Below are 24,209 nucleotides of genomic sequence, written 5' to 3' on the forward strand. Positions count from 1 at the left end.
TTGTCCTGATTTTTGTTAATCCACTATATTTTCAAAACGCCATACAAAAGGTCGTCTGAAATCCTGCAATGAGGTTTCAGACGACCTTTTATATGGAAACCGAATTAATCGTTTGCCGCATCATCGGCAGGTGCGCCGGTTTGGATAGGGGTGTATAAATAAAGGTCGGCAGTTTCGCCGGCAGAGGTATTGGAGGTATCTGCCCCGGCTTCGGCAGGCGCATCGCTGTCCACCAAGTCGTCGATGTCGATGTTGTCGTCTTCGCTTTGAGGGAGCGTGCCGCCGGTTTGTTGGGTGCGGACTTTCATGTAAAGGTCGCGTGTGTAGCTGTATTTGTCGATGGCTGCGCCTTCGAGGCTGTCGGTCAGGTCGAGCAGTTCTTCACGGGTGTTGATGGCCTGCAGGCCGATTGTGCCCCAGCGTCCTGCTCTGGTGTGGAAGACGGCGTTTTTAACTGGGTAGACGGTGGTAACGGCGTTGCCAATGGTATCGCGTACGGTAGATGGGCCGAACAGGGGGACAACGAAGTAGTTGCTGTTTTTCCAGCCCCATGTGGCGAAGGTGTCGCCGAGGGTGTTTTTATTGCTGGGTACGCCGCCTGCACCGGCTACGTCGATTAAACCGCCAAGGCCGAAGGTGGTGTTGATGCCGACGCGGACGAGGTCTTCGCTGGCGCGTTTGACGTCAAGGCGCAGAACGTTGCTGCCGAAGCTGACGACGTCGCGCAGGTTGTTGAAGAAGTTGATCACGCCGGTACGCACCGGTTTGGGCGTTACTTTGCGATAGCCGCGTGCGACAGGGGAAAGGACGTATTTGTCTGCTTTGTCGTTGAACTTGGAAACGGTACGGTTGTAGCCTTCGTAAGGATCGGCCGGATTGCGTTCGGCAAGTGCGGGAGCGGAGGCTATGCTGATGAGGAGGCAGAGTGAAGCGGTGGTTTTTTTCATGATTGCAACCAGTCTTTGATTTCGTAAAGTTCGGACAGGGTACGCACGGATTCGGGTATGCCTTGCAGGGTGATTTTTCCGTCCGGACGGCGCAGTGCGTCAAGCAGCAGGGACACGCAGGCGGAATCAGCGCGTCCGACGCCGCTCAAATCGACCGCGCGGGTGTCTTTCAGACGACATTGCTGCCTGAAGCGGGTAAAGGCGTCGGCGGTCAAGGTTTTGACGGTAATGTCGCCGCTGATGTGCAACGTGCCGTCGCGAAGTTCGGTTTGCATGGCTGTCTTGTCAACTTAATCTTGGATGATAAAACCTGAAGGTTATTGTGTGCGAAAGCCATGTCGTCTGAAAACGGACGGCATGACTTATCTTTGCATTATTTGCTGCCGTTTTTGGCTTTCAGTTCGGCAATCAGTCCGTCTACGCCTTTGGCTTTGATGGTTTCGCCGAATTGGTTGCGGTACACGGTTACCAGGCTCGCGCCTTCGATGGCGACGTTGTAGGCACGGTATTTGTTGCCGCTTTGGTAGGTGGTGAAGTCCATGTTGACGGGTTTTTGACCGGGTACGCTGACTTCGGCGCGGACGATGATTTCTTTGCCGCCTTTATTGACAACGGGGTTGTCTTTGACGTTGACGCTGGCGTTTTTGAATTTCAACATGGTGCCGGAGTAGGTGCGGATCAGCAGGGTTTGAAATTCTTTGGTCAACGCTTGTTTTTGCGCGTCAGACGCGGTACGCCAAGGGTTGCCGACTGCCAGCGCGGTCATGCGTTGGAAATCGAAATAGGGAATCGCGTAGGCTTCGGCTTTGTGGCGGGCGGTGTTGGCATCGCCGCTTTTTAAGATGCTCAATACTTGAGTGGCGTTTTGACGGATTTGGTTCACTGCGTCGGCAGGGGCGGCAACCGCCATGCTGATGCTCAAGATGCCGATGCTCAGTGCGCTGATGAAAGAGGTTTTTTTCATGATTAAGTGTCCTAGTATCAATATGATGGTGTACGTTTATTCGGTGATTTTTGCTGCATCGTTGCCACCCGCCGCGTTTTTCTCGGCGAAGCTGGTCATGAATTTACCGATCAGGTTTTCCAGAACCATGGCGGAACTGGTAACGGAAATGGTATCGCCCGCGGCAAGATTATCGGTGTCGCCGCCTTGTTGCAGTCCGATATATTGTTCGCCCAACAGACCGGAGGTCAGGATTTGCGCGGAAACGTCGCTACTGAACTGATATTTGCTGTCCAAATCGAGACGGACTTTCGCCTGATAGGATTTCGGGTCAAGCTCGATAGAGCCGACACGTCCGACCAATACGCCTGCGGATTTGATCGGCGCGTTTGCCTTCAGGCCGCCAATGTCGCTGAAATCGGCATATACGGTATAAGTCTTGCCGGAATTGCCGAACGCCGCGCCGCCCGCCACGCGGAAAGCGAGAAAACCGACCGCTGCCACGCCGAGCAGGACAAACAGTCCGACCCAAAATTCCAATACATTCTTTTTCATTAAAGTTCCTTGAATATCCAATGTTCTTTGTTTCGTTTTCAGACGACCTGTCATTCCGTAAACATCCATGCGGTCAACACAAAGTCAATCGCCAAAATCGTCAGGGCGGACGAAACCACCGTGCGCGTACTGGCGCGCAAAATGCCTTCCGAGGTCGGTACGCAGTGGAAGCCCTGATGCACGGCAATCAGCGTTACCGCCACGCCGAATGCGGCGGATTTGATCAGACCGTTGATTACATCATAATGTATCGTGATGTTGTTCTGCATTTGCGACCAGAAAATACCACTGTCCAAGCCCAGCCAGGTTACGCCGACCAAATACGCGCCGTAAATGCCCGCGACGTTGAAAATCGAAGCCAAAAGCGGCATGGAAAACACGCCCGCCCAAAAGCGCGGCGCAACCACGCGGGCGACAGGGTTTACCGCCATCACGTTCATCGCTTCGAGCTGTTCGGTCGTTTTCATCAAACCGATTTCGCTGGTCATCGCACCGCCCGCGCTGCTGGCAAACAGAATCGCCGCCAACACCGGACCCAGTTCGCGCAATAGAGAAGCCGCAACCATATAGCCCAAAATATCGGCGGATTTGAATTTCGACAACTGCGTATAGCCCTGCAAACCCAAAACCATGCCGACAAACAGCCCTGAAACGGCAACAATCAATACCGACAACACGCCGGCAAAATACACTTGGCGCACGCTCAGGCGCGGACGGACGAAAGCCGTACCGGATTTCGCCAGAATGTTCAGCAGAAACAGCGTAATACTGCCGAGAGATTGAATAAAGCCGAGGGTTTTCGCCCCGACGGAACGGATAAAATTCATAGTTTTCCATTACGGATTAACGGGTTTCAGACGACCTTTTAGGATGATAGTGATAGGTCGTCTGAAAAATAATTTCGGCTTCAGGCAACAACGGTTCAAACATTTCAGACGACGTCTGCAAACCGAGGTCGTCTGAAAACTACCCAAGCAAATCTTGCTGCAACGACGTTTGCGCCGGATAGCGGTATGCGACGGGGCCGTCTGCCAGCCCGCCGACAAACTGGCGCACCCAAGGCGAACCCAGTTCGCGCATTTCCTGCGGCGAGCCGGAGAACATAATTTCGCCGTGCGCCAAGAAAATCACTTGATCGACAATTTCCAAAGATTTTTCAATGTCGTGCGTCACCATAATACTGGTCGAACGCAAAGCCTTGTTGACGCGGCTGATCAAGTGGGCAATCACGCCCAAGGAAATCGGGTCGAGGCCGGTAAACGGCTCGTCGTACAACATGATTTCAGGGTCGAGCGCGATCGTGCGGGCAAGTGCGACGCGGCGCGACATCCCGCCGGAGAGTTCGGACGGCATCAGGTTTTCCACGCCGCGCAGACCGACCGCGTTCAATTTCAACAAAACCAAATCGCGGATAACCGCTTCCGGCAGGCGCGTCAGTTCGCGCATCGGAAAAGCAATATTGTCGAACACCGACAAATCGGTAAACAGCGCGCCATGCTGGAACAACACACCCATGCGGCGGCGGTGTTCATACAACTCGTCAGCCGAAAAGCTCGCCAAATCACGTCCTTCAATCAAAACCTTACCCGACTGCGGATGAATCTGACCCGTAATCAGCCGCATCAGCGTGGTTTTGCCGCTGCCCGAACCGCCCATCACGGCGGCGAAGTTTCCTTGGGGAATGCTGAAATTGATATTGTTCAGAATCGGACGGTCGCCATACGCGAAGGCAACGTCTTTCATTTCGATGAAGGGTACGGAACTCATGAAGGGGAAGATAAAAGGCGGGATGTATTTTAATTACTTGCATTGTAAAGCTTATCAAGGTGTCGGGCAATTTTCAGACGACCTTATCAAGAAAACGTCTGTTAAGAAGCGTGAAAATCATGTGTTTGGCAGAAATTTTAAGACCATTGGAATGGTTAAGGTTGGAATCTTGCAACCTGCTGTCTTCATTTTAAAACGGGGCGCGTTACAGAACTTAATAATCCTAAACATACCGTTTTTCGCCGGCGGGAGAAGTTTTAAATTTATGGCAAGATTTTGTAGGCAAAGACACAACATTCTACAAACAAAACTTACATTCCAAATAAATTTGTGAAATCCATCCCATCCAAAACAAACCGGCCTGTCTGCAAAACAAAGCTTGTTTCACAGGCAGACCGGTGATTGACTGCGTCAATTAAGCAGCGATTTTTTCGCACTCTTTGATGCAGGCAAGGCAAGACTCATAACATTGTTTGCATTCTGCGTGGTGGTTTGCGTGTTGTTTGCACGCTGCGGCACATTGTTTGCACGCTTCAACGCAGACTTTTGCCAAAGAAGGGGTCAGTGGAGAGTTTTGGGCGGCAAGGTTTTGCAGCGCGCCGCACAATGCCAGCATTTGGTTGACGCCTGTTGCGCAGTCTTTCATTGAAGTATCGCCTTGGCTCAGCAGTCGGATGCAGTGTGCCAAGCAGATTTGACCTGCTTCAACACAGTGGGCAGCCGCTTTTCTGGCTGCTTCATAGGTTTTGGACGCAGCAGCAGGAGCAGCGTGGGAATGGCCTTTATGGTCATGATGTCCGTGAGCGCGGGCGAATGAAGCGGCGGCTGCCAAAGAAACGGCTGTACCACCCAAGAATTGACGACGGTTCATACTGTATTTCCTTATGTAATCATTGATATGAAGTGAAACATAACGAATCGCTAAAATCGAAGACAGCAGCTTTCTGCGCATCATTGATGTCGTCTGAAATCAGCCGTTTATGAAATTTTGAGCGATTGAACTACACTTACCGCCGCAATCCTATCATTCAACGGTTCGACAGACAATAAATCGAAAGTTGATGAATAATCAATGAAGTTATTTTATTTCTTATGTTGTTTACACAGCCTGAAACCGGCTCTGTTCAAATTTGCTATGGCAAATCATTAAATTCCAAAATCCATGATCTTGCAGAAGTTGGTTTTATCCGGTTTTGAAGTGGTGGGAATCAAATCAAACGGTAAAAGGGTCAGGAGAAGATTCGGCATCGGTTTCAGAAGCAGTCTTTTATGTAAATTTATGATTGCGGCACTTTAAAATGCTTTGAACGCTACCACTTATCCCTAAACGGCGACGTAGGCATATTTTTATGCCCAAGCCAATAATTTGCTGATAGAATCAGGACTCTTTTTGTTTTCACACATTTTTTCAGGAGCAAACGCCATGCGAAACGACGTTTACGACTATCCTCTTGCAGGACAAGTTTCCCAAAACATTGTCTTGCAAAAAACTTACCGCCTGCTGGGTTTGTCTTTCATTCCCGCTATTGCCGGCGCATTCGCCAGCAGCGCTTTGAACCTAAACCTGTACGCTATGTTCGGCGCACGCTGGATGGGTTTTGTAGCTGTATTGGCATTCTTCTACGGTATGATTTTCCTTATCGAGAAAAACCGTTACAGCAATACGGGCGTTGTCTTGTTGATGATTTTCACCTTCGGTATGGGTGTGTTGATCAGTCCGTTGCTGCAATATGCGCTTGCTATCCGTAATGGTACTCAAATCGTAGGTGTCGCCGCAGCCATGACCGCCGGCGTATTCTTTACGATGGCAGCGATGGCGCGCCGCACAACGATGAATATGAACTCGCTCGGACGCTTCTTGGCAATCGGCGGTGTGGTTCTGATGATTGCAGTGGTTGCTAACTTCATTCTGCAAATTCCGGCTCTGAGCCTGGCGATTTCCGGCGCGTTCGTTGTGTTCAGTTCGCTGGTTATTATGTGGCAGGTGCGTACCGTGATTGACGGTGGCGAAGACAGCCATATCAGCGCGGCCCTGACCATTTTCATCTCGATTTACAATATTTTCAGCAGCCTGTTGCGCATCTTGTTGGCATTCACCAGCGACGATTAATTGCTTAGGTTTTGATATCGAGGTCGTCTGAAATCTGAAAAGGTTTCAGACGACCTTTTTTATAGTGGATTAACTTTAAACCAGTACGGCGTTGCCTCGCCTTAGCTCAAAGAGAACGATTCTCTAAGGTGCTTAAAGCACCAAGTGAATCGGTTCCGTACTATCTGTACTATCTGCGGCTTCATCGCCTTGTCCTGATGTACTATCTGCGGCTTCGTCGCCTTGTCCTGATTTAAAGTTAATCCACTATATATGTGCGGCTTGGCTTGTTTGTATTCAATTTAAATCAGATGGGCAATCATGCGGCGGTTCGTCAGGGGGTAGAAAGCTGATTGGCTTGGTGCTTGGTGGGGTATTAAACATTGTTGAGAAGCAAACTTGATGGGCTGCATTTGGGAAGTTAAAGGTTTGGCTGGAACTTCGATGTTTGAAAAAAATGTTTGCTTCAAACTTGTACAGCGTAATGCTGTATTGAGTTGGCTTGTTGAAGGTGCATCATTGGATTTTGCTCTTGTGAAAACGAAACGCGGTTTCCGTTGATGAGCAGTGTTTTATCATAAACGGCGTCGTTTTCAGACGACCTTTATGACCCATATAAAAAGCGTCGTCTGAAATTTTCAGACGACGTTTTGTTGTCGGCAATCGATCAATATTTATTGATGTTGCTGTGGATATTGTATTGGTTGTGTTCCGTATCGTGGGAATCTTGCGGCTCGTTGCGGACGTGCGGTTTGTCGTCAGACATGTTGTCCAAGTCGCGGCCGGGTTCGGATACGGTGTCGCCGATGTTGATGCTGGTCAGGTTTTCCAAAATGATGGCGGACGAGAGATGTTCGCCGGTGCGGTATACCATGGCCAATGCAGTTTCTTCGGCAGGGATGGAAACATATTTAACGATGTTCTTACGGCCTTTTTTGCCTTCTTCCAAATCGACTTTCACTTGGCGGTCGCGTTTGTAAATGCTCAAGACCGTGCCTTTGTCCAAGCCGTCGGCGGAACCTTTGTTCAGGGTAACGGTTTGGAATTGTCCGGCTTCGTGTACGCCGTCGAGGATGGAGATGACTTTACCGTCGATGTGTTGCGTCGGCGCGTGCGGCATGATTTGGAAAGGCTCGGTTTCGCCGTCCATTTTCAGCAGGAAATCGCCTTTGCGGATTTCGGAAACGGCTTCTTCCACAATCATAGGCTGCGCGGTTTGGGTTGGCACTTTCGCCAGCGGGTGCAGGCGGGTGTAGTATTCGCCGTCTTTCAGGTATTTGCGGTCTTCGTTGGAAGCGGAGTCCAGCGCGCTGTTGGTGTAGGGCAGGGTGCTGACGATGCCGCTGAAGACGACTTCTTGACCGAGGTATTTGCGGGTATCGGGATCGGTCAGGTCTTTGACGGCGCGGTAAACCAGATAGCGGCCGGGTTCGGTAACGCCGTAGGCGTACACGCGTTCGCCTTTGCTGTACATGATGCGGTTGTCAGGACCGTCGATCAGGCGCGGTGCGTCTTGGGTCTTCATTTGGTCGATGAACTGCGGATGTTGCATGAACATGCGGTAGAAGTTCACGTTGACAGTTTGGATGCCGTAGCCTGAAGAGGTTTCGCGGACGCGCGGGCTGAGTTTGATGACCGGAATGCCGTCATTGCCTGCGGAGCCGTTTTCGAAGCCCAGTTGCGGGCGGCCGTTGACGTAGCGCAAAACCAACACCTGACCCGGATAAATCAGATGCGGATTGCGGATTTCGCCGCGGTTGGCGCCCCAAAGGCGGTTCCACTGCCACGGGCTGTACAGATATTTGCCGGAGATGCCCCAGAGTGTGTCGCCGTTTTTCACGACGTAGCGTTGCGGCGCATCGGGGCGCACTTTTAATGAAGCTGCTTGAGCGTGGGCGGAAATTGCCATGCCCGCGACACAAAGCAGGGTTATAATACGTTGTTGCATAACCGTTCCCCTTGAAATTGATTCGGTTTGTCTTTAAATGATAAACGGAGAAAATGAAATGGCCGGGAGTTTGCAAAAAACCGCCGTCCCCCTTTAAAAAACGTCAATAGGCGTTTCGTGCGCATTGAACAGAAATTCATTGACGCATATTTTATCATTGAATGTTAGTGTCATCACGGGAATTGTGAAGACAGGCGCAAAATTTGTATGAAAACACACACAATCTGCTGCCGGACGCGTTTGAATGCGCGTCCCGAGTATTGAAAAACGAAGAGAAAATTATGGCTTTACTGAATATCCTGCAATATCCCGACGAGCGTCTGCACACCGTGGCGAAGCCTGTCGAGCAAGTCGATGAGCGCATCCAAAAGCTGGTTGCCGATATGTTTGAAACCATGTATGAAGCGCGCGGTATCGGGCTGGCGGCGACGCAGGTCGATGTGCATGAGCGTGTGGTTGTGATGGATTTGACTGAAGACCGCAGCGAGCCGCGCGTGTTTATCAACCCCGTCATTGTTGAAAAAGACGGCGAAACCACTTACGAAGAAGGCTGCCTGTCCGTGCCGGGCATTTACGACACCGTTACCCGCGCTGAGCGCGTCAAGGTCGAGGCTTTGAACGAAAAAGGCGAGAAATTCACGCTGGAGGCGGACGGGCTGTTGGCGATTTGCGTGCAGCACGAGTTGGATCACCTGATGGGCATCGTTTTTGTCGAACGCCTGTCGCAGCTTAAACAGGGTCGGATTAAGACCAAACTGAAAAAACGTCAGAAACACACCATCTAAAAGCCGAATGATACGGTCGAACAGGTCGTCTGAAAGAGGAAAGCGGCAGCAAGCCGTTGTTTTTCAAACTTTCAGACGACCTGTCGCAATGTTTGCCGTTGCGCTATATAGGTCGTTTGAAACCCATTTCCAAGGAGTTTCCCATGAAAGTCATCTTTGCCGGTACGCCCGATTTTGCCGCTGCCGCCTTAAAAGCCATTGCCGCCGCCGGTTTTGAAATCCCGCTGGTGTTGACCCAGCCCGACCGTCCCAAAGGACGCGGGATGCAGCTTGCCCCGTCTCCCGTGAAGCAGGCCGCATTGGAATTGGGTTTACGCGTGGCGCAGCCTGAAAAACTGCGCAACAACGCCGAATCTCTGCAAATGCTCAAAGAAGTCGATGCCGACGTGATGGTCGTTGCCGCCTACGGACTGATTTTACCGCAAGACGTGTTGGATACGCCGAAACACGGCTGTCTCAACATCCACGCCTCGCTGCTGCCCCGTTGGCGCGGCGCGGCGCCGATTCAGCGGGCGATTGAAGCGGGCGATGCCGAGACGGGTGTGTGCATCATGCAGATGGACATCGGCTTGGATACCGGCGATGTGGTCAGCGAACACCGTTACGCCATCCAACCGACCGATACGGCGAATGAAGTACACGATGCGCTGATGAATCTCGGTGCGGCGGCGATTGTTGCTGATTTGCAACAATTAAAAACAGAAGGTCGTCTGAAAAGCGTCAAACAGCCCGAAGAAGGTGTGACTTATGCGCAAAAATTAAGCAAAGAAGAAGCGCGTATCGATTGGAACGAAAGCGCGGCAGTGATTGAACGCAAAATCCGCGCCTTCAACCCCGTTCCCGCTGCGTGGGTGGAATATCAGGGAAAACCAATGAAAATCTGGCGGGCTGAAGTAGTGGCACAACAAGGCGGGGCGGGCGAAGTGTTGTCTTGCTCGGCTGACGGCTTGGTTGTCGCCTGCGGCGAGAACGCGTTGAACATTACCGAATTGCAGCCTTCGGGCAGCAAGCGGATGCCGATTGTGGCGTTTGCGGCAGGGCATAAGATTGAGGTTGGAACGGTTTTATAGAAGCCGTTTGCAGACTGATTAATTTTCAGACGACCTTTCTTCTGATGATTCAGAGGTCGTCTGAAAATATCGGCAGGGAAACGTTTGGTTTTTATAGTGGATTAAATTTAAATCAGGATAAGGCGACGAAGCCGCAGACAGTACAGATAGTACGGAAAGGCGAGGCAGCGCCGTACTGGTTTAAAGTTAATCCACTATATTAAACTGACGACAAGAATGACCCAAGTTTAGGAGCAGATCATGGCAGTGTTTGAAGTAGTCGAAGGCGATATTACGAAACTTGAAGTCGATGCCATCGTGAATGCCGCTAATTCCTCGCTGTTGGGCGGAGGCGGAGTGGACGGCGCGATTCACCGCGCGGCGGGACGGGAGTTGCTGGAAGAGTGCAGGCAGTTGAACGGCTGCCGCACGGGCGAAGCGAAAATCACCCAAGGCTACCGGCTGCCGGCGAAATTTGTGATTCACACCGTCGGGCCGGTTTGGTTCGGCGGACACCGCAGCGAAGCGGTCAAGCTGGCGGAAGCGTATCAAAATTCCCTGCTGCTGGCACAAGAACACGGCATCCGCAGCATCGCCTTCCCCTGTATCAGCACGGGCGTGTACCGTTTCCCCGCCGATTTGGCTGCCGAAACCGCTTTGGCGATTTTGAAAAAAACCTTGCCGCAGTGTCCGTCTGTCGAAAAAATCGTTTTCTGTTGCTATTCGCCGCAGGACGCACAACGCTATCGGGCATTGTTGGAGCGGGACGGAGCGGTCGTCTGAAAGTCCTAAGTCAGGCAAAACGGCAGATAAAAGGTTTTCAGACGACCTCGGGTAAACTTGAGGTCGTCTGAAAACAGAAAAGCCGGACAGGCAGTCCGGCTTCCTATAAGAATCCATTAATCAAGAATCGATTAATCGTCGCAGTGGTTGTCGGTGTCCACTTTGATGACGCGGCCGCTTTGTGAGGAAACGTCCACATCGTATTCGGTGCAGCCTCTGCGGATTTCGATTTCCCAACGGCCTCTGCTGTAATCCACGTCGGTAACGCGTCCGCCGCCGACGCGTTTCTTGGCGATTTTGACGGCTTGCGCTTGGGAGATGGCGCGGGAATGTTTGTGCGGTGCCGCTGCGGTGGTCAGACTGCCGGAAACGAGTGCGGCAGAAACGGCAAGCAGGGAAAGGGCGCGTAAAGTCATGATGGGTCCTTTATGTGGCATAAAAAACAAACTATATGGATATTGCTGCAAACAGGCAATCGGATTAACAGAAATTGAGTTTTGCCCCGAACACCGCCCGAACCGCTTATATAGTGTTTACATTTTTAACGAACAAATCGAACCGAAGCAGTCATTTAAGGAATTGAATTTATGAGTATGTCCCTCGCCCAAAAACTCGCCGCCGACAGCATTGCGGCGGTCGCCGAAGGGCGCAACCTTCAGGATGTGTTGGCGCAAATCCGCGCAGCGCATCCCGAGCTGACGGCGCAGGAAAACGGCGCGTTGCAGGATATTGCCTACGGCTGCCAGCGTTATTTGGGCAGTTTGAAACATATGCTTGCGCAGATGCTGAAAAAGCCGATTGACAATCCGCAGCTCGAAAGCCTGCTTTTGGCGGCGATGTACCAACTGCATTACACGCGCAACGCGCCTCATGCGGTGGTCAACGAAGCGGTGGAGAGCATCGCGAAAATCGGGCGCGGACAGTTCCGCTCGTTTGCCAACGCGATTTTGCGGCGTTTTTTGCGCGAGCGGCAGAAGCTGGAGGCTTCGTGCAAAAAAGACGATGTGGCGAAACACAACCTGCCGCTTTGGTGGGTGGCATACCTGAAAAACCATTATCCGAAACACTGGCACAACATCACCACCGCGCTGCAATCGCATCCGCCGATGACGCTGCGGGTCAACCGCCGCCACGGCAATGCCGAATCGTATCTGGAAAAGCTGGCGGCGGAAGGTATTGCGGCTAAGGTGTTGGACGAATATGCGGTAACGTTGGACGAGGCGGTTCCCGTCAACCGGCTGCCCGGTTTTGCCGAAGGGCTGGTGTCGGTGCAGGATTTTGGAGCGCAGCAGGCGGCGTATCTGTTAAACCCTAAAGACGGCGAACGGATTTTAGATGCGTGCGCCGCACCGGGCGGGAAAACAGGGCATATGTTGGAACTGGCGGATTGTCATGTTACCGCTTTGGATATAGACGAGGGTCGTCTGAAAAGGGTGAAGGACAATATTGACCGTTTGGGGTTTCAGACGACCGCTCTGACTTGCGCCGATGCACAGGACTTGGCGGCGTGGTATGATGGAAAGCCTTTCGACGCCATCCTTGCCGACGTGCCGTGTACCGCTTCGGGTGTGGCGCGGCGCAATCCCGACGTGAAATGGCTGCGCCGTCCGACCGATGCCGCCAAAACCGCCCGTCAGCAGGAGGCATTGCTGGACGCGCTTTGGCAAACCCTGACGAAAAACGGCAGAATGCTGCTTGCCACCTGCTCGGTGTTCGTCGAAGAAAACGACGTTCAGTTGCAAAAATTCCTCAACCGCCACGCCGATGCCGAGCTGATCGAATCGCGTGTGCTTTTACCGAACAAACATCAAGATGGCTTTTATTACGCGCTTATCAAAAAGCAGTAAACGGCTGTTTGGAACGCTGTTACTCGCCCTGTCGCTGAATGCTGCGGCGGAGGGCATCAGCGTAACCCGCTCCGAGGCGAAGCTGACCGAAACCGGACAGCTTTCCGTCAGCAGCCGTTTCCGCACCGATTTGCCCGACCAGCTCAAACAGGCGCTCCGGCAGGGCGTGCCGTTGAATTTCACTTTGAGCTGGCAGCTTTCCGCGCCTTCCATGCCGTCTTACCGCTTCAAGTTTGACCAGCTGCTCAACAGCGACAACACCATCCACTACAAACTTTCCTTCCATCCGCTGACCAACCGCTACCGCATAACCGTCGGCACGTTTTCCACCGAATACGACACGCTCGATACCGCCTTGCGCGGCGTAGGTGCGGTCGCCAACTGGAAAGTGCTGTCCAAAGGCGCGTTAAGCGGCGTCGCAGCGAAAGACACGCAAGCCGAAATCCGCCTGCTGCTCTCGACGGCGAAGCTGCCCAAACCCTTCCAAATCAACGCATTGACTTCTAAAAACTGGCACTTGGATTCCGGCTGGAAGTCTCTGACCATCTCTCAGGAGTAAACCATGCGCCGCTTTCTCCTGATTGCTGTGTTGGCGGCGGTGGGACTGCTTTACGGACTGACCATAGCAACGGGCAGCACCAGCCCGCTGGCAGAATATTTCTGGTGGATTATCGCTCTGTGTGCGCTGCTGATGCTGGTGTTGGCATCGGTTTTGACGCGCTATGTCCTGCTCCTCATGCGCGACAAAAGCAAGGGCGTGTTCGGCTCGCAGATTGCGCGGCGGCTGTCGGGAATGTTTACGCTGGTGGCGGTATTGCCGGGCGTGTTCCTGTTCGGCATTTCCGCGCAGTTCATCAACGGCACGATTAATTCGTGGTTCGGCAACGATACCCATGAAGCCCTCGAACGCAGTCTGAACTTGAGCAAATCCGCGCTGAATCTGGCGGTGGACAACGCCGTCAGCAACGCCACGCCGGTGCAAATCGACCTGATCAGCACCGCGTCTGTGGACGGCGACTTGGGCAAAGCCCTGACAAATGCGGCTAAATCGGGCGGCTTTACCCAGCTTTCGCTTTATGATGTCAAAACCCATAAAACCGAGAAAAGTGTCAATCCGCTGAAACTAAACCAGCCCGAACTCGACAAAGAAGGATGGGAGAAGCTGGAACAGACCGGCTCGATACGCAGTTTGGAAAACATAGAAAATGTCTTGTACGCGCAAGGCTGGATGCTCATCGGCGCGCACAACGGACGCGATTATGCCTTGTTTTTCCGCCAGCCCATCCCGCAGGATGTGGCGCAAGATGCGACGCTGATTGAAGCGGCGCGGGCGAAATACGCCGAATTGAGTTACACCAAACAAGGCCTGCAAACCTTCTTCTTGGCGACTTTGCTGGTTGCCGCGCTGTTGGCGATTTTCCTCGCGCTGGTTATGGCGCTGTATTTCGCCCGTCGCTTCGTCGAGCCGGTATTGTCGTTGGCAGAAGGCGCAAGGGCGGTGGCGCAAGGCGATTTCAGCCAGAAACGCCCCGTGTTCCGCAACGACGAATTCGGCAGATTGACCCAGTTGTTCAACCACATGACCGAACAGCTTGCCATCGCCAAAGAAGCTGACGAACACAACCGCCTGCGTGAAGAAGCGGCGCGCCACTATCTCGAATGCGTGTTGGAAAGTTTGACCACGGGCGTGATTACTTTGGATGCCGAAGGTCGTCTGAAAACCTTCAACAAAGCCGCCGAACGGATTTTGGGCATTGAATTGGTGCCGCTGTGGGGCAGCAACTGGCACGACTGGCGCGGACAATCGCCGCAACAGACCCTGCTTGCCGAAGTGTTTGCCTCCATTGAAGAAACTGCCGATGCCGCCAAGCCCGTCCAAGTCGAATACGCCGCCCCTGACGATGCACGAATTCTCTTGGGTAAAGCCACCATCTTGCCTGACGACAACGACAATGGCGTGGTGATGGTGATTGACGACATTACCGTCCTCATCCGCGCGCAGAAAGAAGCCGCGTGGGGCGAGGTGGCGAAACGGTTGGCGCATGAAATCCGCAATCCGCTCACGCCCATTCAACTTTCCGCCGAGAGATTGGCATGGAAATTGCATGATAAATTGGACGAACAACACGCCCAAATCCTCAGCCGTTCGACCGACACCATCGTCAAACAGGTGGCGGCATTAAAAGAAATGGTCGAAGCCTTCCGCAATTACGCCCGCGCCCCGTCGCTGAATTTTGAAAAACACGATTTGAACCGCTTGGTTGAAGAAGTGTTGCTGCTGTACGAAGGCGGGGCGTGCCGCTTTGTTCCGAACTTGTCCGACAAGCCGCAGCCGATTTCCGCCGATACCACCGCCATGCGGCAGGTGTTGCACAATATTTTCAAAAACGCGGCAGAGGCGGCGGAAGAGGCAGAAGTTCCTCAAGTGAATGTCAGCGTCGGTGAAGATAACGACGGACAGGTTTTATTGACCGTTTGTAACAACGGCAAAGGTTTCAGCAAGGAAATGCTGCATAATGCCTTCGAGCCGTATGTTACCGACAAGCCGACAGGTACGGGACTGGGATTGCCCGTTGTGAAGAAAATCATCGAAGAGCACGGCGGCCGCATCAGCCTGAGCAATCAGAACGAAGGCGGCGCGTGTGTGAAAATAGCCTTACCCCGATTGGTAGAAACTTATGCGTAGCAGTGATATTTTAATTGTAGATGACGAAGTAGGTATCCGCGACTTGCTCTCGGAAATCCTCCAAGACGAAGGTTATTCCGTGGCTTTGGCGGAGAACGCCGAAGAGGCGCGCCAACTGCGCCACCAAACCCGTCCCGCCATGGTGTTGTTGGACATCTGGATGCCTGACTGCGACGGGATTACCCTGCTCAAAGAGTGGGCGAAAAACGGACAGCTCAACATGCCCGTTGTGATGATGAGCGGACACGCCAGCATCGACACTGCCGTCGAAGCCACTAAAATCGGCGCACTTGATTTTCTGGAAAAACCGATTGCCCTGCAAAAACTGCTCTCTACCGTCGACCGCGCCCTCAAACACGGCGAAATGCAGATGGCGGCGGGCTTGTCCTTCGACAAACTCGGCAACAGCCCCGCCATTCAAGAATTCAAGCAACAACTTGAGCCTGCCGTGAAAAAAAGCGGACCCGTGCTGCTCAGCGGCGAAACCGGTTCGCCGTTTGAAATCGTTGCCCGTTATTTCCACAAAAGCGGCACGCCTTGGGTCGGACTCAGTCGCGTCGAACTCATTGCCGATGCGCCATTGGAGCTGCTGCAAAAAGCATCGGGCGGCACGCTCTATCTCGGTGATGCCGCGCAGTACAGCAAAAACATCCAAAACGGCATCAGCTTCATCCTCGGCAAGGCAGACCGTTACAACGTGCGCGTCATCGTCGCCGGCAGCCACGCCGCCGATGAAAGCCCGGCAGACGCCATCGACGATGCCAAGTTGTCCGAACTGCTCTCCGGCAACGTCATCAGCATCCCGCCGTTGCGCAGCCAATCCGAAGACATCGCCTTCTTGGTCAACCAAGTCATGACCGAATTGGCGGACAGCGAAAAAATCCAGCCCGTCAAATTCAGCAACGGCTCGCTGACCGTCCTGTGCCAATACAACTGGCCGGGCAACTTCGACCAGCTCCGCAGCGTCGTGAAAAACCTGATGCTGGAGGCGGACGGACAAGAAGTCCACGAGCAGGCGGTCGTTGCCGCATTGGGGCAAAAACGGGCAACGGTCGCCACCGAAATCGTCGGTGGTTTCAACTTCAATATGCCTTTGCGCGAATTGCGTGAAGAATTGGAGCGCCGCTATTTCGAGTACCACATCGCCCAAGAAGGGCAAAACATGAGCCGCGTCGCCCAAAAAGTCGGCTTGGAGCGCACGCACCTCTACCGCAAACTCAAACAATTAGGCATCAGCGTTTCCCGCCGCAGCGCAGCGGAAAAAGCAGAAGAGTAGGGCGGCAGTAGGATAAAAGGTCGTCTGAAAGCATACGGCACGGCGCGGTATGTTTTCAGACGACCTTGTTTGCCATTAATCTGTTCGCTTTTGCCGTATTCAACCCACTGATGCGAATCCGGTTCATTTGTAGTGGATTAAATTTAAATCAGGACAAGGCGGCGAAGCCGCAGAAGTACAGATAGTACGGAACCCATTCACTTGGGTGCTTCAGCACCTTAGAGAATCGTTCTCTTTGAGCTTAAGGCGAGGCAACGCCGTACGGGTTTAAAGTTAATCCACTATATTGAGTGCGCCATTTCCGTGCAGGGTGAGAAGGAATCACGGCTGCGTGCGACAATCATTTGTATAACGGATATTTCTACCGTATCGTGTAGAATATAAAAATATTACAAAAGTTACTAACGGACTGTCGGCTGTTTGGCAGCATCCGCATGGCGGTGAACGGACACGAAACCGGAAGCAGGCGCGGGAACGCCGTATCGGCTTAAAGCTTGCCGGCTTTATCTTTAAATACTGACATTTATCCGTTTTCAGACGACCTTCCGGACAAAGGTCGTCTGAAAACAACAAGGGGACACAATTCATGACGGAAAACGACCGCCTTGCTTGGCTGCAACTGGCGTTTACACCTTATGTCGGCGCAGAGGGTTTCTTGCTCCTGCTGCAACGTTTCGGCAGCGCGAAAGCCGCGCTGGACGCTCCGGCGGAGCAAATTACCGCGGTGGTGCGCCACAAGCAGGCAGTCGAATCTTGGCGCAACGCGGACAAACGGGCGTTGGCGCAAAAGGCTGCGGAAGCGGCGTTGCAATGGGAAACGCAGGACGGCTGCCGTTTGTTGCTGCTGCAAGATGATGATTTCCCCGAAATGCTGACGCAGGGCATTACCGCACCGCCGGTTTTGTTTTTGCGCGGTAACGTGCAACTGCTGCACAAACCTTCCGCCGCCATCGTCGGCAGCCGTCATGCCACGCCGCAGGCGATGCGGATTGCCAAAGATTTCGGCAGAGCGTTGAGCGAAAAGGATATTCCCGTCGTGTCGGGTATGGCTTCGGGTATCGACACGGCCGCCCATCAAGGTGCATTGCAGGCAGATGGCAGCACCATTGCCGTATGGGGGACGGGCATAGACCGCATTTACCCGCCGTCCAATAAAAACCTTGCCTATGAAATCGCTGAAAAAGGATTGATTGTCAGCGAGTTTCCTTTGGATACGCGCCCGTTTGCGGGCAACTTCCCGCGCCGCAACCGCCTTATTGCCGCGTTGTCGCAGGTTACGCTGGTGGTCGAGGCAGCGTTGGAATCTGGTTCGCTGATTACCGCCAAGCTGGCGGCGGAGATGGGGCGGGAGGTGATGGCGGTGCCTGGTTCGATAGACAATCCGCACAGCAAAGGCTGCCACAAGCTGATTAAAGACGGCGCAAAATTGGTGGAATGTTTGGACGACATCCTTCACGAATGTCCGGGGCTATTGCAAAATGCGGCAGTTCCATCATATTCTATAAATAAGAAAAACAAAAAAACGGAAAAACGCACTGCCGTCAGAGAGGCGTCGTCTGAACCTGTTTTGCCGTTTTCAGACGACCTTCATGTCCGAAAACAGCCGGGGCAAGCCAATACGGTTGCCGTGCCGACATCAGAAGACGAACTGCTGAACGCCATGGGTTACGACCCCGTGCATCCCGATATATTGGCGCAGCAAACCGCATGGGCGGCGGCAGACGTTTACGCCCGACTGCTGGAATACGAACTCGACGGCATCGTCGCCGCCTTGCCGGGCGGACGCTACCAGCGCATAAAAGCATAATCGATTCATTCATTAAGGAACCAGCATGACAGAAGTCATCGCCTATCTCATCGAACACTTCCAAGATTTCGACAACTGCCCGCCGCCGGAGGATTTGGGCCGCCTGTTGGAAGATGCGGGTTTTGACGTAACGGAAATCGGCAATACGCTGATGATGATGGAAGTGTTGTTCAACACGTCCGAATTCTCCGCCGCGCCGTTCGACAGCCATGCTCTGCGCGTGTATTGCAACGAAGAAATCGAAAACCTGCCGCAGGAAGTCATCGGGCTGATGCAGTATCTGGTTGCCGAACGCGCTATCACTTACGAGCAGCGCGAAATCGTCATCCACGCCCTGATGCACATCCCGCCCGAAGAAATCACGCTCGATACGGCGAAAGTGCTGGTGTTGCTCTTGTTGTGGGCGCACAAAAGCGAATTGCCCGTCTTAATCGGCGACGACCTGATGGGCGCGCTCAACGGCAAAGCGACCATGCATTAAACCTTTTCAGACGACCTTTTGACGCAGCTTGTTCAGAAAGGTCGTCTGAAACGCATCATCCAATACATTAAAAGAGAACAGACAATGGCGAAAAACCTTTTAATCGTCGAATCACCGTCCAAAGCCAAAACCCTGAAAAAATACCTTGGCGGCGATTTCGAAATTCTGGCCTCCTACGGCCACGTCCGCGACCTCGTCCCCAAAAACGGTGCCGTCGATCCCGAACACGACTTCGCCATGAAATACGAGCTGATCAAACGCAACGCCAAACACGTCGATGCGATTGTTGCCGGAGCCAAAGAAGCCGAAAACATCTACCTCGCAACCGACCCGGATAGGGAAGGCGAAGCGATTTCTTGGCATCTTTTTGAAATCCTCAAATCCAAACGCGGTCTGAAAAACATCAAGCCGCAGCGTGTCGTGTTCCACGAAATCACCAAAAACGCTGTGCTCGACGCCGTCGCCAACCCGCGTGAAATCGAAATGGACTTGGTGGATGCGCAACAAGCCCGCCGCGCGCTGGATTATTTGGTCGGTTTTAACCTCTCGCCATTGTTGTGGAAAAAAATCCGCCGCGGTTTGAGTGCGGGTCGTGTGCAAAGTCCCGCTTTGCGCCTGATTTGCGAACGCGAAAACGAGATCCGCGCGTTTGAAGCGCAGGAATATTGGACGGTGCATCTTGACAGCCACAAAGGCCGCAGCAAGTTCACCGCCAAACTCGCCCAATATAACGGCGCGAAACTCGAACAATTCGACCTGCCGAACGAAGCCGCGCAAGCCGACGTGTTGAAAGAACTCGAAGGCAAAGAGGCAGTCGTTACCGCCATCGAAAAGAAAAAGCGCAGCCGCAATCCCGCCGCGCCGTTCACTACATCGACCATGCAGCAGGATGCCGTGCGCAAACTCGGCTTCACCACCGACCGCACCATGCGTACCGCCCAGCAGCTTTACGAAGGGATAGACGTGGGGCAGGGCGCTATCGGTCTGATTACCTATATGCGTACCGACAGCGTGAACTTGGCCGATGAAGCGTTAACCGAAATCCGCCATTACATCGAAAACAAAATCGGCAAAGAATATCTGCCGAGTGCCGCCAAACAATACAAAACCAAATCCAAAAACGCCCAAGAAGCGCACGAAGCCATCCGTCCGACTTCCGTGTACCGCACGCCCGAAAGCGTCAAACCCTTCCTGAGCGCAGACCAGTTCAAACTCTATCAAATGATTTGGCAGCGTACCGTCGCCTGTCAGATGACGCCCGCCAAATTCGACCAAACCACCGTTGATATTACCGTCGGTAAAGGCGTATTCCGCGTAACCGGACAAGTGCAAACCTTCGCAGGCTTCCTCAGCGTTTACGAAGAAAGCAGCGACGATGAAGAAGGCGAAGACAGCAAAAAACTGCCCGAAATGAGCGAAGGCGACAAATTGCCCGTGGACAAACTCTACGGCGAACAACACTTCACCACCCCGCCGCCGCGCTACAACGAAGCCACGCTGGTTAAAGCCCTCGAAGAATACGGCATCGGCCGCCCCTCGACCTACGCCAGCATCATCTCCACGCTCAAAGACCGCGAATACGTTACCCTGGAGCAAAAACGCTTCATGCCCACCGACACAGGCGACATCGTCAACAAATTCCTGACCGAACACTTCGCCCAATACGTCGATTACCACTTCACCGCCAAGCTTGAAGACCAGCTCGACGAAATCGCCGACGGCAAACGCCGCTGGATTCCCGTGATGGACAAATTCTGGAAACCGTTCATCAAACAAGTGGAAGAAAAAGAAGGCATAGAACGCGCCAAATTCACCACGCAGGAACTCGACGAAACCTGCCCTAAATGCGGCGAACACAAACTGCAAATCAAGTTCGGCAAAATGGGTCGTTTCGTCGCCTGCGCCGGTTATCCAGAGTGCAGCTACACCCGCAACGTCAACGAAACCGCCGAAGAAGCCGCCGAGCGCATCGCCAAAGCCGAAGCAGAACAAGCCGAACTCGACGGACGCGAATGTCCCAAATGCGGCGGACGGCTGGTGTACAAATACAGCCGCACCGGCAGCAAATTCATCGGCTGCGCGAACTACCCCAAATGCAAACACGTCGAGCCGTTGGAAAAACCTAAAGACACCGGCGTCCAATGCCCGCAATGCAAAAAAGGCAACCTCGTCGAGCGCAAATCCCGCTACGGCAAACTGTTTTACAGTTGCAGCACCTATCCCGACTGCAACTACGCCACTTGGAATCCGCCCGTCGCCGAAGAATGCCCGAACTGCCATTGGCCGGTTTTGACCATCAAAACCACCAAACGCTGGGGCGTGGAAAAAGTCTGCCCGCAAAAAGAATGCGGCTGGAAAGAACAGATTGAACCGCCTGCAACGAAAGAGTGAGATTAGGTCGGTTTAAAAGAGAAAAGGTCGTCTGAAAAATTTCAGACGACCTTTGCTTTTCTGTGATTGGTTTATTTGAATCCGCGTGTCGTTTTAAAGTCCGATAAAATACGGTTCATTTCTGGTTCAAATAAGGCTATGTAATCGTACGATAGACCGCGACTGGCACTGGGGTGAGGCAGGCAGACGACTTCGCAATTTTCAAACGATTGGAATCTGACCTTGAAACGTGTGCCGCTAAAATCTTTTTGTACTACTCGTAGCGGTTGAGTTTGTTTTCCGACAAGCTGCTCGAAGCGAGGCAATACATTTGCGCGATTAAGATAATTGGTCAGATTGCTTCCCATGAAGAGAATCAATTTAGGGCGTAGTTTCTCAATGTGGTAGAGAAAATTATCGACGTGTTCGGGCTGGAGAAATTTGTTTGGATTGTCAATTTTGTTACCCTGAGTAGCTGCCCAGTTGGTTTGCACTAGGGATTTTTCAAAAGCACCGCCCAATTCATTTTCGTCTAAGGGGTGTCCCCACATTTCAAACCAATATTTTATCGTGTTGTCGTAACGCCATTTTTTTGCCTGCTCGCCGAAATAGAGGGATTTGTTGGCAAATGTATGGTCGATTTTATTTTCAGGGAGTTTGTATTCACCTGCTACATAAGCAGCCTCATCGGCTTTGCTCCAACCCCATTCATAGCCACAAATCATTAAGCCATGTTTGTCGTTGTAACCTTGAAATATGCTGTTACTGAGATTCAGATCTGACATGATAATAGCCTTACATTAATGTTTCAAAAATGACTACTCATTATAAATAAGCAAATGTAATTTATCTAGTTTCATGAGCTTTAGGTTTAAAATGCACTTAACACGGTGAAACGCAGTTCAATATTTCATGTCGTCAAATTCAAAACCAAAAGGTCGTCTGAAAAATTTTTCAGACGACCTTTTCAGTCTTATTAAGAAAGGACTCAACGTCTCGCGAAAACCAACGTGGCAAGAAAGAACAAACTGACTATCAAAGCGACAGTTTTGCCAATCAAGGGCAGACAAAAGACGAACCAAAGCAGACCGCGCCCCAAGTTCGGTATCAATCCCAAGTGGCGGTAATATTCATCAAAAAAATGGGCGTGGGCGGTGAAGGCAATTACACCGCTGATATAAACACCCAAAATAATTTTCCAAAGTGGCATTGTCAGCCATCCATATTTTCATTAAGTATTATGGCAAATAGACTGAAAAAGCGGTGGGAAAGTTCTAATGGCAAACGTAAGCGACCTTTTTATTTGAGAAAATATTTTATAATTTATAAAATTTTGTAAGTTTATCATCATAAAAAATAAATTTTTGCGATGGGTAGATTTGTTTTCATGCGGCCTTAAATGAAAAAACGCTGCGGTATAATGGCTGCTTTGTCATTCTTTAGAGGTCGTCTGAAACTGTCGGACGATTCGTTTTAATTATGAGCAAACACAGCAAACATTCAAATCAAGTCCGCATCATCGGCGGACAATGCAGGGGGCGGAAATTGGTTTTTGCAGATGCAGACGGTCTGCGTCCGACGCCTGACAGTGTCCGCGAAAAACTGTTCAACTGGCTCGGTCAGGATTTGACCGGTATGAGCGTGTTGGATTTGTTTGCCGGAAGCGGTGCGTTGGGATTTGAAGCTGCGTCCCGTAACGCGAAGAGGGCAGTGCTGGCAGACAATAACCGTAAAACTGCCGATATGCTGCGGCAAAACGCAAGAGTATTGGGTTTGGATAAACTGGAAATCCTTAATACTGATGGCCTTGTGTATTTGCAGAGGTCGTCTGAAAAGTTTGATGTGGTCTTTTTGGATCCGCCGTTTGCGTGGCAGGGTTGGGAAAATTTGTTTGCTTCTTTGAAAAACAGCTTGAAAAACGGGGCAATGGTCTATATTGAAGCAGGGGAGCTGCCCGATTTTCCCGAGTGGTTGGAACCTTATCGCGAAGGGCGGGCGGGCAAGAGCAGTTTTGTGCTTTTGCAATTTGTCCAAGTAGCTGAATAGTAAGAGATTTGAGAATCATTACCAGGGTGTAAACATTCGCCTAAACGGATTGTTTTTGACGCGTTTGTGCTATAATCCGCGCCCAATCGGTTTTGATAATTTAAATGAAAAAGGAAAAGAAATGTCGCTCTTTATTACAGATGAGTGCATTAACTGTGACGTTTGCGAGCCTGAGTGCCCCAATGACGCCATCTCGCAAGGTGAAGAAATCTACGAAATCAATCCTAATTTGTGTACGCAATGTGTAGGTCATTACGATGAACCGCAATGCCAGCAGGTATGCCCTGTAGACTGTATCCTGATTGATGAAGAGCATCCTGAAACGCACGAAGAGCTGATGGCAAAATACGAAAAAATCATTCAGTTCAAATAAATTCTTTTTTAAAGCAATAAATTGAGTGATTTTTAAAAAACAAAATTAAAAAAGAGCTTGACGAAAATCTGAGTCGCGAATAAACTTGCGTTCTCTTTTGGTGGGATTCCCGAGCGGTCAAAGGGGGCAGACTGTAAATCTGTTGCGAGAGCTTCGAAGGTTCGAATCCTTCTCCCACCACCAAATTCCAATGTGTTGGAGCATTGATGCAGTAAGTCTGCGGGTGTAGCTCAATGGTAGAGCAGAAGCCTTCCAAGCTTACGGTGAGGGTTCGATTCCCTTCACCCGCTCCAATAGTCTATTGGCCCATGTAGCTCAGGGGTAGAGCACTCCCTTGGTAAGGGAGAGGCCGGCAGTTCAAATCTGCCCATGGGCACCAAATACCATTTTCTCAGTATTTTAAAGATAGGAAATTTGCCATGGCAAAGGAAAAATTTGAACGTAGCAAACCGCACGT

25 protein-coding genes, 3 tRNA genes and 1 pseudogene are annotated in these 24,209 nt (G+C 51.8%); 18 read left to right on the forward strand and 11 right to left on the reverse strand.

Going from position 1 to position 24,209, the window contains the following annotated elements:
- Positions 1 to 104: 104 nt before the first annotated feature.
- The 7 genes from HMPREF2572_RS08450 to HMPREF2572_RS08485 form a co-directional block, all read right to left on the reverse strand.
- Positions 105 to 947: an MlaA family lipoprotein gene (locus tag HMPREF2572_RS08450; protein WP_070497699.1), complete on the reverse strand. Its 843-nt coding sequence runs from the start codon at positions 945 to 947 to the stop codon at positions 105 to 107.
- Positions 944 to 1,222 (reverse strand): STAS domain-containing protein, encoded by a 279-nt coding sequence (locus HMPREF2572_RS08455; RefSeq protein WP_070497701.1) that lies wholly within the window; start codon positions 1,220 to 1,222, stop codon positions 944 to 946. The genes HMPREF2572_RS08450 and HMPREF2572_RS08455 overlap by 4 nt, the downstream gene beginning before the upstream one ends.
- Before the next feature lie 98 nt (positions 1,223 to 1,320).
- Positions 1,321 to 1,911 carry an MlaC/ttg2D family ABC transporter substrate-binding protein gene (locus HMPREF2572_RS08460; RefSeq protein ID WP_003763204.1) on the reverse strand — a complete coding sequence of 197 codons (591 nt, stop codon included), beginning with the start codon at positions 1,909 to 1,911 and terminating at the stop codon, positions 1,321 to 1,323.
- 36 nt (positions 1,912 to 1,947) lie between these two features.
- Positions 1,948 to 2,445 (reverse strand): outer membrane lipid asymmetry maintenance protein MlaD, encoded by a 498-nt coding sequence (mlaD, locus tag HMPREF2572_RS08465; RefSeq protein WP_070497703.1) that lies wholly within the window; start codon positions 2,443 to 2,445, stop codon positions 1,948 to 1,950.
- A 50-nt stretch (positions 2,446 to 2,495) separates the two neighbouring features.
- Positions 2,496 to 3,272, reverse strand: a complete 777-nt coding sequence (mlaE, locus tag HMPREF2572_RS08470; protein WP_016686541.1) for a lipid asymmetry maintenance ABC transporter permease subunit MlaE — start codon at positions 3,270 to 3,272, stop codon at positions 2,496 to 2,498.
- Between the two features lie 139 nt (positions 3,273 to 3,411).
- Positions 3,412 to 4,212 (reverse strand): ABC transporter ATP-binding protein, encoded by an 801-nt coding sequence (locus HMPREF2572_RS08475; protein WP_070497706.1) that lies wholly within the window; start codon positions 4,210 to 4,212, stop codon positions 3,412 to 3,414.
- Positions 4,213 to 4,627: 415 nt separating this feature from the next.
- Positions 4,628 to 5,083, reverse strand: coding sequence for a four-helix bundle copper-binding protein (locus tag HMPREF2572_RS08485; RefSeq protein ID WP_070497708.1), 456 nt, complete (start codon positions 5,081 to 5,083; stop codon positions 4,628 to 4,630).
- A gap of 552 nt (positions 5,084 to 5,635) precedes the next feature.
- Between HMPREF2572_RS08485 and HMPREF2572_RS08490 the strand changes: the two genes are divergently transcribed.
- Both HMPREF2572_RS08490 and HMPREF2572_RS14615 read left to right on the forward strand, forming a co-directional pair.
- The gene (locus HMPREF2572_RS08490; RefSeq protein ID WP_003760551.1) at positions 5,636 to 6,322 is read left to right on the forward strand and encodes a Bax inhibitor-1 family protein; all 687 of its coding nucleotides are present in this window, start codon (positions 5,636 to 5,638) and stop codon (positions 6,320 to 6,322) included.
- A 381-nt stretch (positions 6,323 to 6,703) separates the two neighbouring features.
- Positions 6,704 to 6,862: a hypothetical protein gene (locus HMPREF2572_RS14615; RefSeq protein ID WP_168161784.1), complete on the forward strand. Its 159-nt coding sequence runs from the start codon at positions 6,704 to 6,706 to the stop codon at positions 6,860 to 6,862.
- 106 nt (positions 6,863 to 6,968) lie between these two features.
- Here the strand turns inward: HMPREF2572_RS14615 and HMPREF2572_RS08495 are convergent, their stop codons facing one another.
- The gene (locus HMPREF2572_RS08495) at positions 6,969 to 8,249 is read right to left on the reverse strand and encodes a LysM peptidoglycan-binding domain-containing protein (protein WP_070497710.1); all 1,281 of its coding nucleotides are present in this window, start codon (positions 8,247 to 8,249) and stop codon (positions 6,969 to 6,971) included.
- A 281-nt stretch (positions 8,250 to 8,530) separates the two neighbouring features.
- Here HMPREF2572_RS08495 and def point away from each other — a divergent pair, with 281 nt between their 5' ends.
- The 4 genes and pseudogenes from def to HMPREF2572_RS08515 all read left to right on the forward strand — a co-directional run bounded on the left by def (position 8,531) and on the right by HMPREF2572_RS08515 (position 10,866).
- The gene (gene def / locus HMPREF2572_RS08500) at positions 8,531 to 9,034 is read left to right on the forward strand and encodes a peptide deformylase (RefSeq protein WP_029609881.1); all 504 of its coding nucleotides are present in this window, start codon (positions 8,531 to 8,533) and stop codon (positions 9,032 to 9,034) included.
- Between the two features lie 143 nt (positions 9,035 to 9,177).
- On the forward strand, positions 9,178 to 10,104 hold the full coding sequence (gene fmt / locus HMPREF2572_RS08505) for a methionyl-tRNA formyltransferase (protein ID WP_070497712.1): 927 nt from the start codon (positions 9,178 to 9,180) through the stop codon (positions 10,102 to 10,104).
- A 92-nt stretch (positions 10,105 to 10,196) separates the two neighbouring features.
- Positions 10,197 to 10,304, forward strand: a pseudogene (locus HMPREF2572_RS14875) (IS5/IS1182 family transposase); the annotation flags it as partial.
- Positions 10,305 to 10,344: 40 nt separating this feature from the next.
- Positions 10,345 to 10,866: an O-acetyl-ADP-ribose deacetylase gene (locus tag HMPREF2572_RS08515; RefSeq protein ID WP_070497716.1), complete on the forward strand. Its 522-nt coding sequence runs from the start codon at positions 10,345 to 10,347 to the stop codon at positions 10,864 to 10,866.
- Positions 10,867 to 10,997: 131 nt separating this feature from the next.
- Here HMPREF2572_RS08515 and HMPREF2572_RS08520 read toward each other — a convergent pair whose 3' ends face one another.
- Entirely contained in the window at positions 10,998 to 11,282 is a 285-nt protein-coding gene (locus HMPREF2572_RS08520; protein WP_070497718.1) for a PepSY domain-containing protein, read from the reverse strand.
- Positions 11,283 to 11,453: 171 nt separating this feature from the next.
- On the opposite strand from HMPREF2572_RS08520, the gene rsmB reads away from it, so the two are divergent.
- From rsmB to topA, 7 genes are all read left to right on the forward strand, one after another.
- A complete protein-coding gene (gene rsmB, locus HMPREF2572_RS08525) occupies positions 11,454 to 12,713 on the forward strand; it encodes a 16S rRNA (cytosine(967)-C(5))-methyltransferase RsmB (RefSeq protein WP_070497720.1) in 1,260 nt (419 codons plus the stop codon).
- The gene (locus HMPREF2572_RS08530; protein WP_009312693.1) at positions 12,679 to 13,272 is read left to right on the forward strand and encodes a DUF4390 domain-containing protein; all 594 of its coding nucleotides are present in this window, start codon (positions 12,679 to 12,681) and stop codon (positions 13,270 to 13,272) included. Before rsmB ends, HMPREF2572_RS08530 begins: the two co-directional genes overlap by 35 nt.
- Before the next feature lie 3 nt (positions 13,273 to 13,275).
- Entirely contained in the window at positions 13,276 to 15,399 is a 2,124-nt protein-coding gene (locus tag HMPREF2572_RS08535; RefSeq protein WP_070497722.1) for a sensor histidine kinase, read from the forward strand.
- The gene (locus tag HMPREF2572_RS08540) at positions 15,392 to 16,675 is read left to right on the forward strand and encodes a sigma-54-dependent transcriptional regulator (RefSeq protein ID WP_070442368.1); all 1,284 of its coding nucleotides are present in this window, start codon (positions 15,392 to 15,394) and stop codon (positions 16,673 to 16,675) included. The genes HMPREF2572_RS08535 and HMPREF2572_RS08540 overlap by 8 nt, the downstream gene beginning before the upstream one ends.
- A gap of 586 nt (positions 16,676 to 17,261) precedes the next feature.
- Positions 17,262 to 18,482 (forward strand): DNA-processing protein DprA, encoded by a 1,221-nt coding sequence (gene dprA / locus HMPREF2572_RS08545; RefSeq protein WP_070497724.1) that lies wholly within the window; start codon positions 17,262 to 17,264, stop codon positions 18,480 to 18,482.
- A gap of 25 nt (positions 18,483 to 18,507) precedes the next feature.
- Positions 18,508 to 18,963, forward strand: coding sequence for a Smg family protein (locus HMPREF2572_RS08550; protein WP_049228162.1), 456 nt, complete (start codon positions 18,508 to 18,510; stop codon positions 18,961 to 18,963).
- An 84-nt stretch (positions 18,964 to 19,047) separates the two neighbouring features.
- On the forward strand, positions 19,048 to 21,354 hold the full coding sequence (gene topA / locus HMPREF2572_RS08555; protein ID WP_070497726.1) for a type I DNA topoisomerase: 2,307 nt from the start codon (positions 19,048 to 19,050) through the stop codon (positions 21,352 to 21,354).
- Positions 21,355 to 21,425: 71 nt separating this feature from the next.
- Here the strand turns inward: topA and HMPREF2572_RS08560 are convergent, their stop codons facing one another.
- Both HMPREF2572_RS08560 and HMPREF2572_RS08565 read right to left on the reverse strand, forming a co-directional pair.
- Positions 21,426 to 22,121: a hypothetical protein gene (locus tag HMPREF2572_RS08560; RefSeq protein WP_148132314.1), complete on the reverse strand. Its 696-nt coding sequence runs from the start codon at positions 22,119 to 22,121 to the stop codon at positions 21,426 to 21,428.
- Positions 22,122 to 22,321: 200 nt separating this feature from the next.
- Positions 22,322 to 22,543: a hypothetical protein gene (locus HMPREF2572_RS08565; protein WP_049331412.1), complete on the reverse strand. Its 222-nt coding sequence runs from the start codon at positions 22,541 to 22,543 to the stop codon at positions 22,322 to 22,324.
- 269 nt (positions 22,544 to 22,812) lie between these two features.
- Between HMPREF2572_RS08565 and rsmD the strand changes: the two genes are divergently transcribed.
- From rsmD to HMPREF2572_RS08590, 5 genes are all read left to right on the forward strand, one after another.
- A complete protein-coding gene (gene rsmD / locus HMPREF2572_RS08570; RefSeq protein WP_070497730.1) occupies positions 22,813 to 23,379 on the forward strand; it encodes a 16S rRNA (guanine(966)-N(2))-methyltransferase RsmD in 567 nt (188 codons plus the stop codon).
- 121 nt (positions 23,380 to 23,500) lie between these two features.
- On the forward strand, positions 23,501 to 23,752 hold the full coding sequence (locus tag HMPREF2572_RS08575) for a YfhL family 4Fe-4S dicluster ferredoxin (RefSeq protein WP_003679513.1): 252 nt from the start codon (positions 23,501 to 23,503) through the stop codon (positions 23,750 to 23,752).
- Between the two features lie 99 nt (positions 23,753 to 23,851).
- Positions 23,852 to 23,935 (forward strand) — tRNA-Tyr (locus tag HMPREF2572_RS08580).
- Positions 23,936 to 23,971: 36 nt separating this feature from the next.
- Positions 23,972 to 24,045: transfer RNA gene (locus HMPREF2572_RS08585), tRNA-Gly, on the forward strand.
- An 11-nt stretch (positions 24,046 to 24,056) separates the two neighbouring features.
- Positions 24,057 to 24,131 (forward strand) — tRNA-Thr (locus HMPREF2572_RS08590).
- Positions 24,132 to 24,209: the final 78 nt, after the last annotated feature.

This window comes from Neisseria sp. HMSC064E01 (assembly GCF_001808875.1).
Lineage (GTDB): Bacteria > Pseudomonadota > Gammaproteobacteria > Burkholderiales > Neisseriaceae > Neisseria > Neisseria sicca_A.

Bases quoted from the DNA above. Each gene is read 5' to 3' on its own strand.
- dprA (WP_070497724.1), top strand. From the start codon at position 17,262: ATGACGGAAAACGACCGCCTTGCTTGGCTGCAACTGGCGTTTACACCT.
- HMPREF2572_RS08460 (WP_003763204.1), bottom strand. From the start codon at position 1,911: ATGAAAAAAACCTCTTTCATCAGCGCACTGAGCATCGGCATCTTGAGC.
- mlaD (WP_070497703.1), bottom strand. From the start codon at position 2,445: ATGAAAAAGAATGTATTGGAATTTTGGGTCGGACTGTTTGTCCTGCTC.
- HMPREF2572_RS08550 (WP_049228162.1), top strand. From the start codon at position 18,508: ATGACAGAAGTCATCGCCTATCTCATCGAACACTTCCAAGATTTCGAC.
- fmt (WP_070497712.1), top strand. From the start codon at position 9,178: ATGAAAGTCATCTTTGCCGGTACGCCCGATTTTGCCGCTGCCGCCTTA.
- HMPREF2572_RS08475 (WP_070497706.1), bottom strand. From the start codon at position 4,212: ATGAGTTCCGTACCCTTCATCGAAATGAAAGACGTTGCCTTCGCGTAT.
- HMPREF2572_RS08455 (WP_070497701.1), bottom strand. From the start codon at position 1,222: ATGCAAACCGAACTTCGCGACGGCACGTTGCACATCAGCGGCGACATT.
- HMPREF2572_RS08515 (WP_070497716.1), top strand. From the start codon at position 10,345: ATGGCAGTGTTTGAAGTAGTCGAAGGCGATATTACGAAACTTGAAGTC.
- HMPREF2572_RS08540 (WP_070442368.1), top strand. From the start codon at position 15,392: ATGCGTAGCAGTGATATTTTAATTGTAGATGACGAAGTAGGTATCCGC.
- rsmD (WP_070497730.1), top strand. From the start codon at position 22,813: ATGAGCAAACACAGCAAACATTCAAATCAAGTCCGCATCATCGGCGGA.
- HMPREF2572_RS08495 (WP_070497710.1), bottom strand. From the start codon at position 8,249: ATGCAACAACGTATTATAACCCTGCTTTGTGTCGCGGGCATGGCAATT.
- HMPREF2572_RS08565 (WP_049331412.1), bottom strand. From the start codon at position 22,543: ATGCCACTTTGGAAAATTATTTTGGGTGTTTATATCAGCGGTGTAATT.
- mlaE (WP_016686541.1), bottom strand. From the start codon at position 3,272: ATGAATTTTATCCGTTCCGTCGGGGCGAAAACCCTCGGCTTTATTCAA.
- HMPREF2572_RS08530 (WP_009312693.1), top strand. From the start codon at position 12,679: ATGGCTTTTATTACGCGCTTATCAAAAAGCAGTAAACGGCTGTTTGGA.
- HMPREF2572_RS08450 (WP_070497699.1), bottom strand. From the start codon at position 947: ATGAAAAAAACCACCGCTTCACTCTGCCTCCTCATCAGCATAGCCTCC.
- HMPREF2572_RS08490 (WP_003760551.1), top strand. From the start codon at position 5,636: ATGCGAAACGACGTTTACGACTATCCTCTTGCAGGACAAGTTTCCCAA.
- rsmB (WP_070497720.1), top strand. From the start codon at position 11,454: ATGAGTATGTCCCTCGCCCAAAAACTCGCCGCCGACAGCATTGCGGCG.
- HMPREF2572_RS08485 (WP_070497708.1), bottom strand. From the start codon at position 5,083: ATGAACCGTCGTCAATTCTTGGGTGGTACAGCCGTTTCTTTGGCAGCC.
- HMPREF2572_RS08575 (WP_003679513.1), top strand. From the start codon at position 23,501: ATGTCGCTCTTTATTACAGATGAGTGCATTAACTGTGACGTTTGCGAG.
- topA (WP_070497726.1), top strand. From the start codon at position 19,048: ATGGCGAAAAACCTTTTAATCGTCGAATCACCGTCCAAAGCCAAAACC.
- HMPREF2572_RS08535 (WP_070497722.1), top strand. From the start codon at position 13,276: ATGCGCCGCTTTCTCCTGATTGCTGTGTTGGCGGCGGTGGGACTGCTT.
- HMPREF2572_RS08520 (WP_070497718.1), bottom strand. From the start codon at position 11,282: ATGACTTTACGCGCCCTTTCCCTGCTTGCCGTTTCTGCCGCACTCGTT.
- def (WP_029609881.1), top strand. From the start codon at position 8,531: ATGGCTTTACTGAATATCCTGCAATATCCCGACGAGCGTCTGCACACC.
- HMPREF2572_RS14615 (WP_168161784.1), top strand. From the start codon at position 6,704: ATGGGCTGCATTTGGGAAGTTAAAGGTTTGGCTGGAACTTCGATGTTT.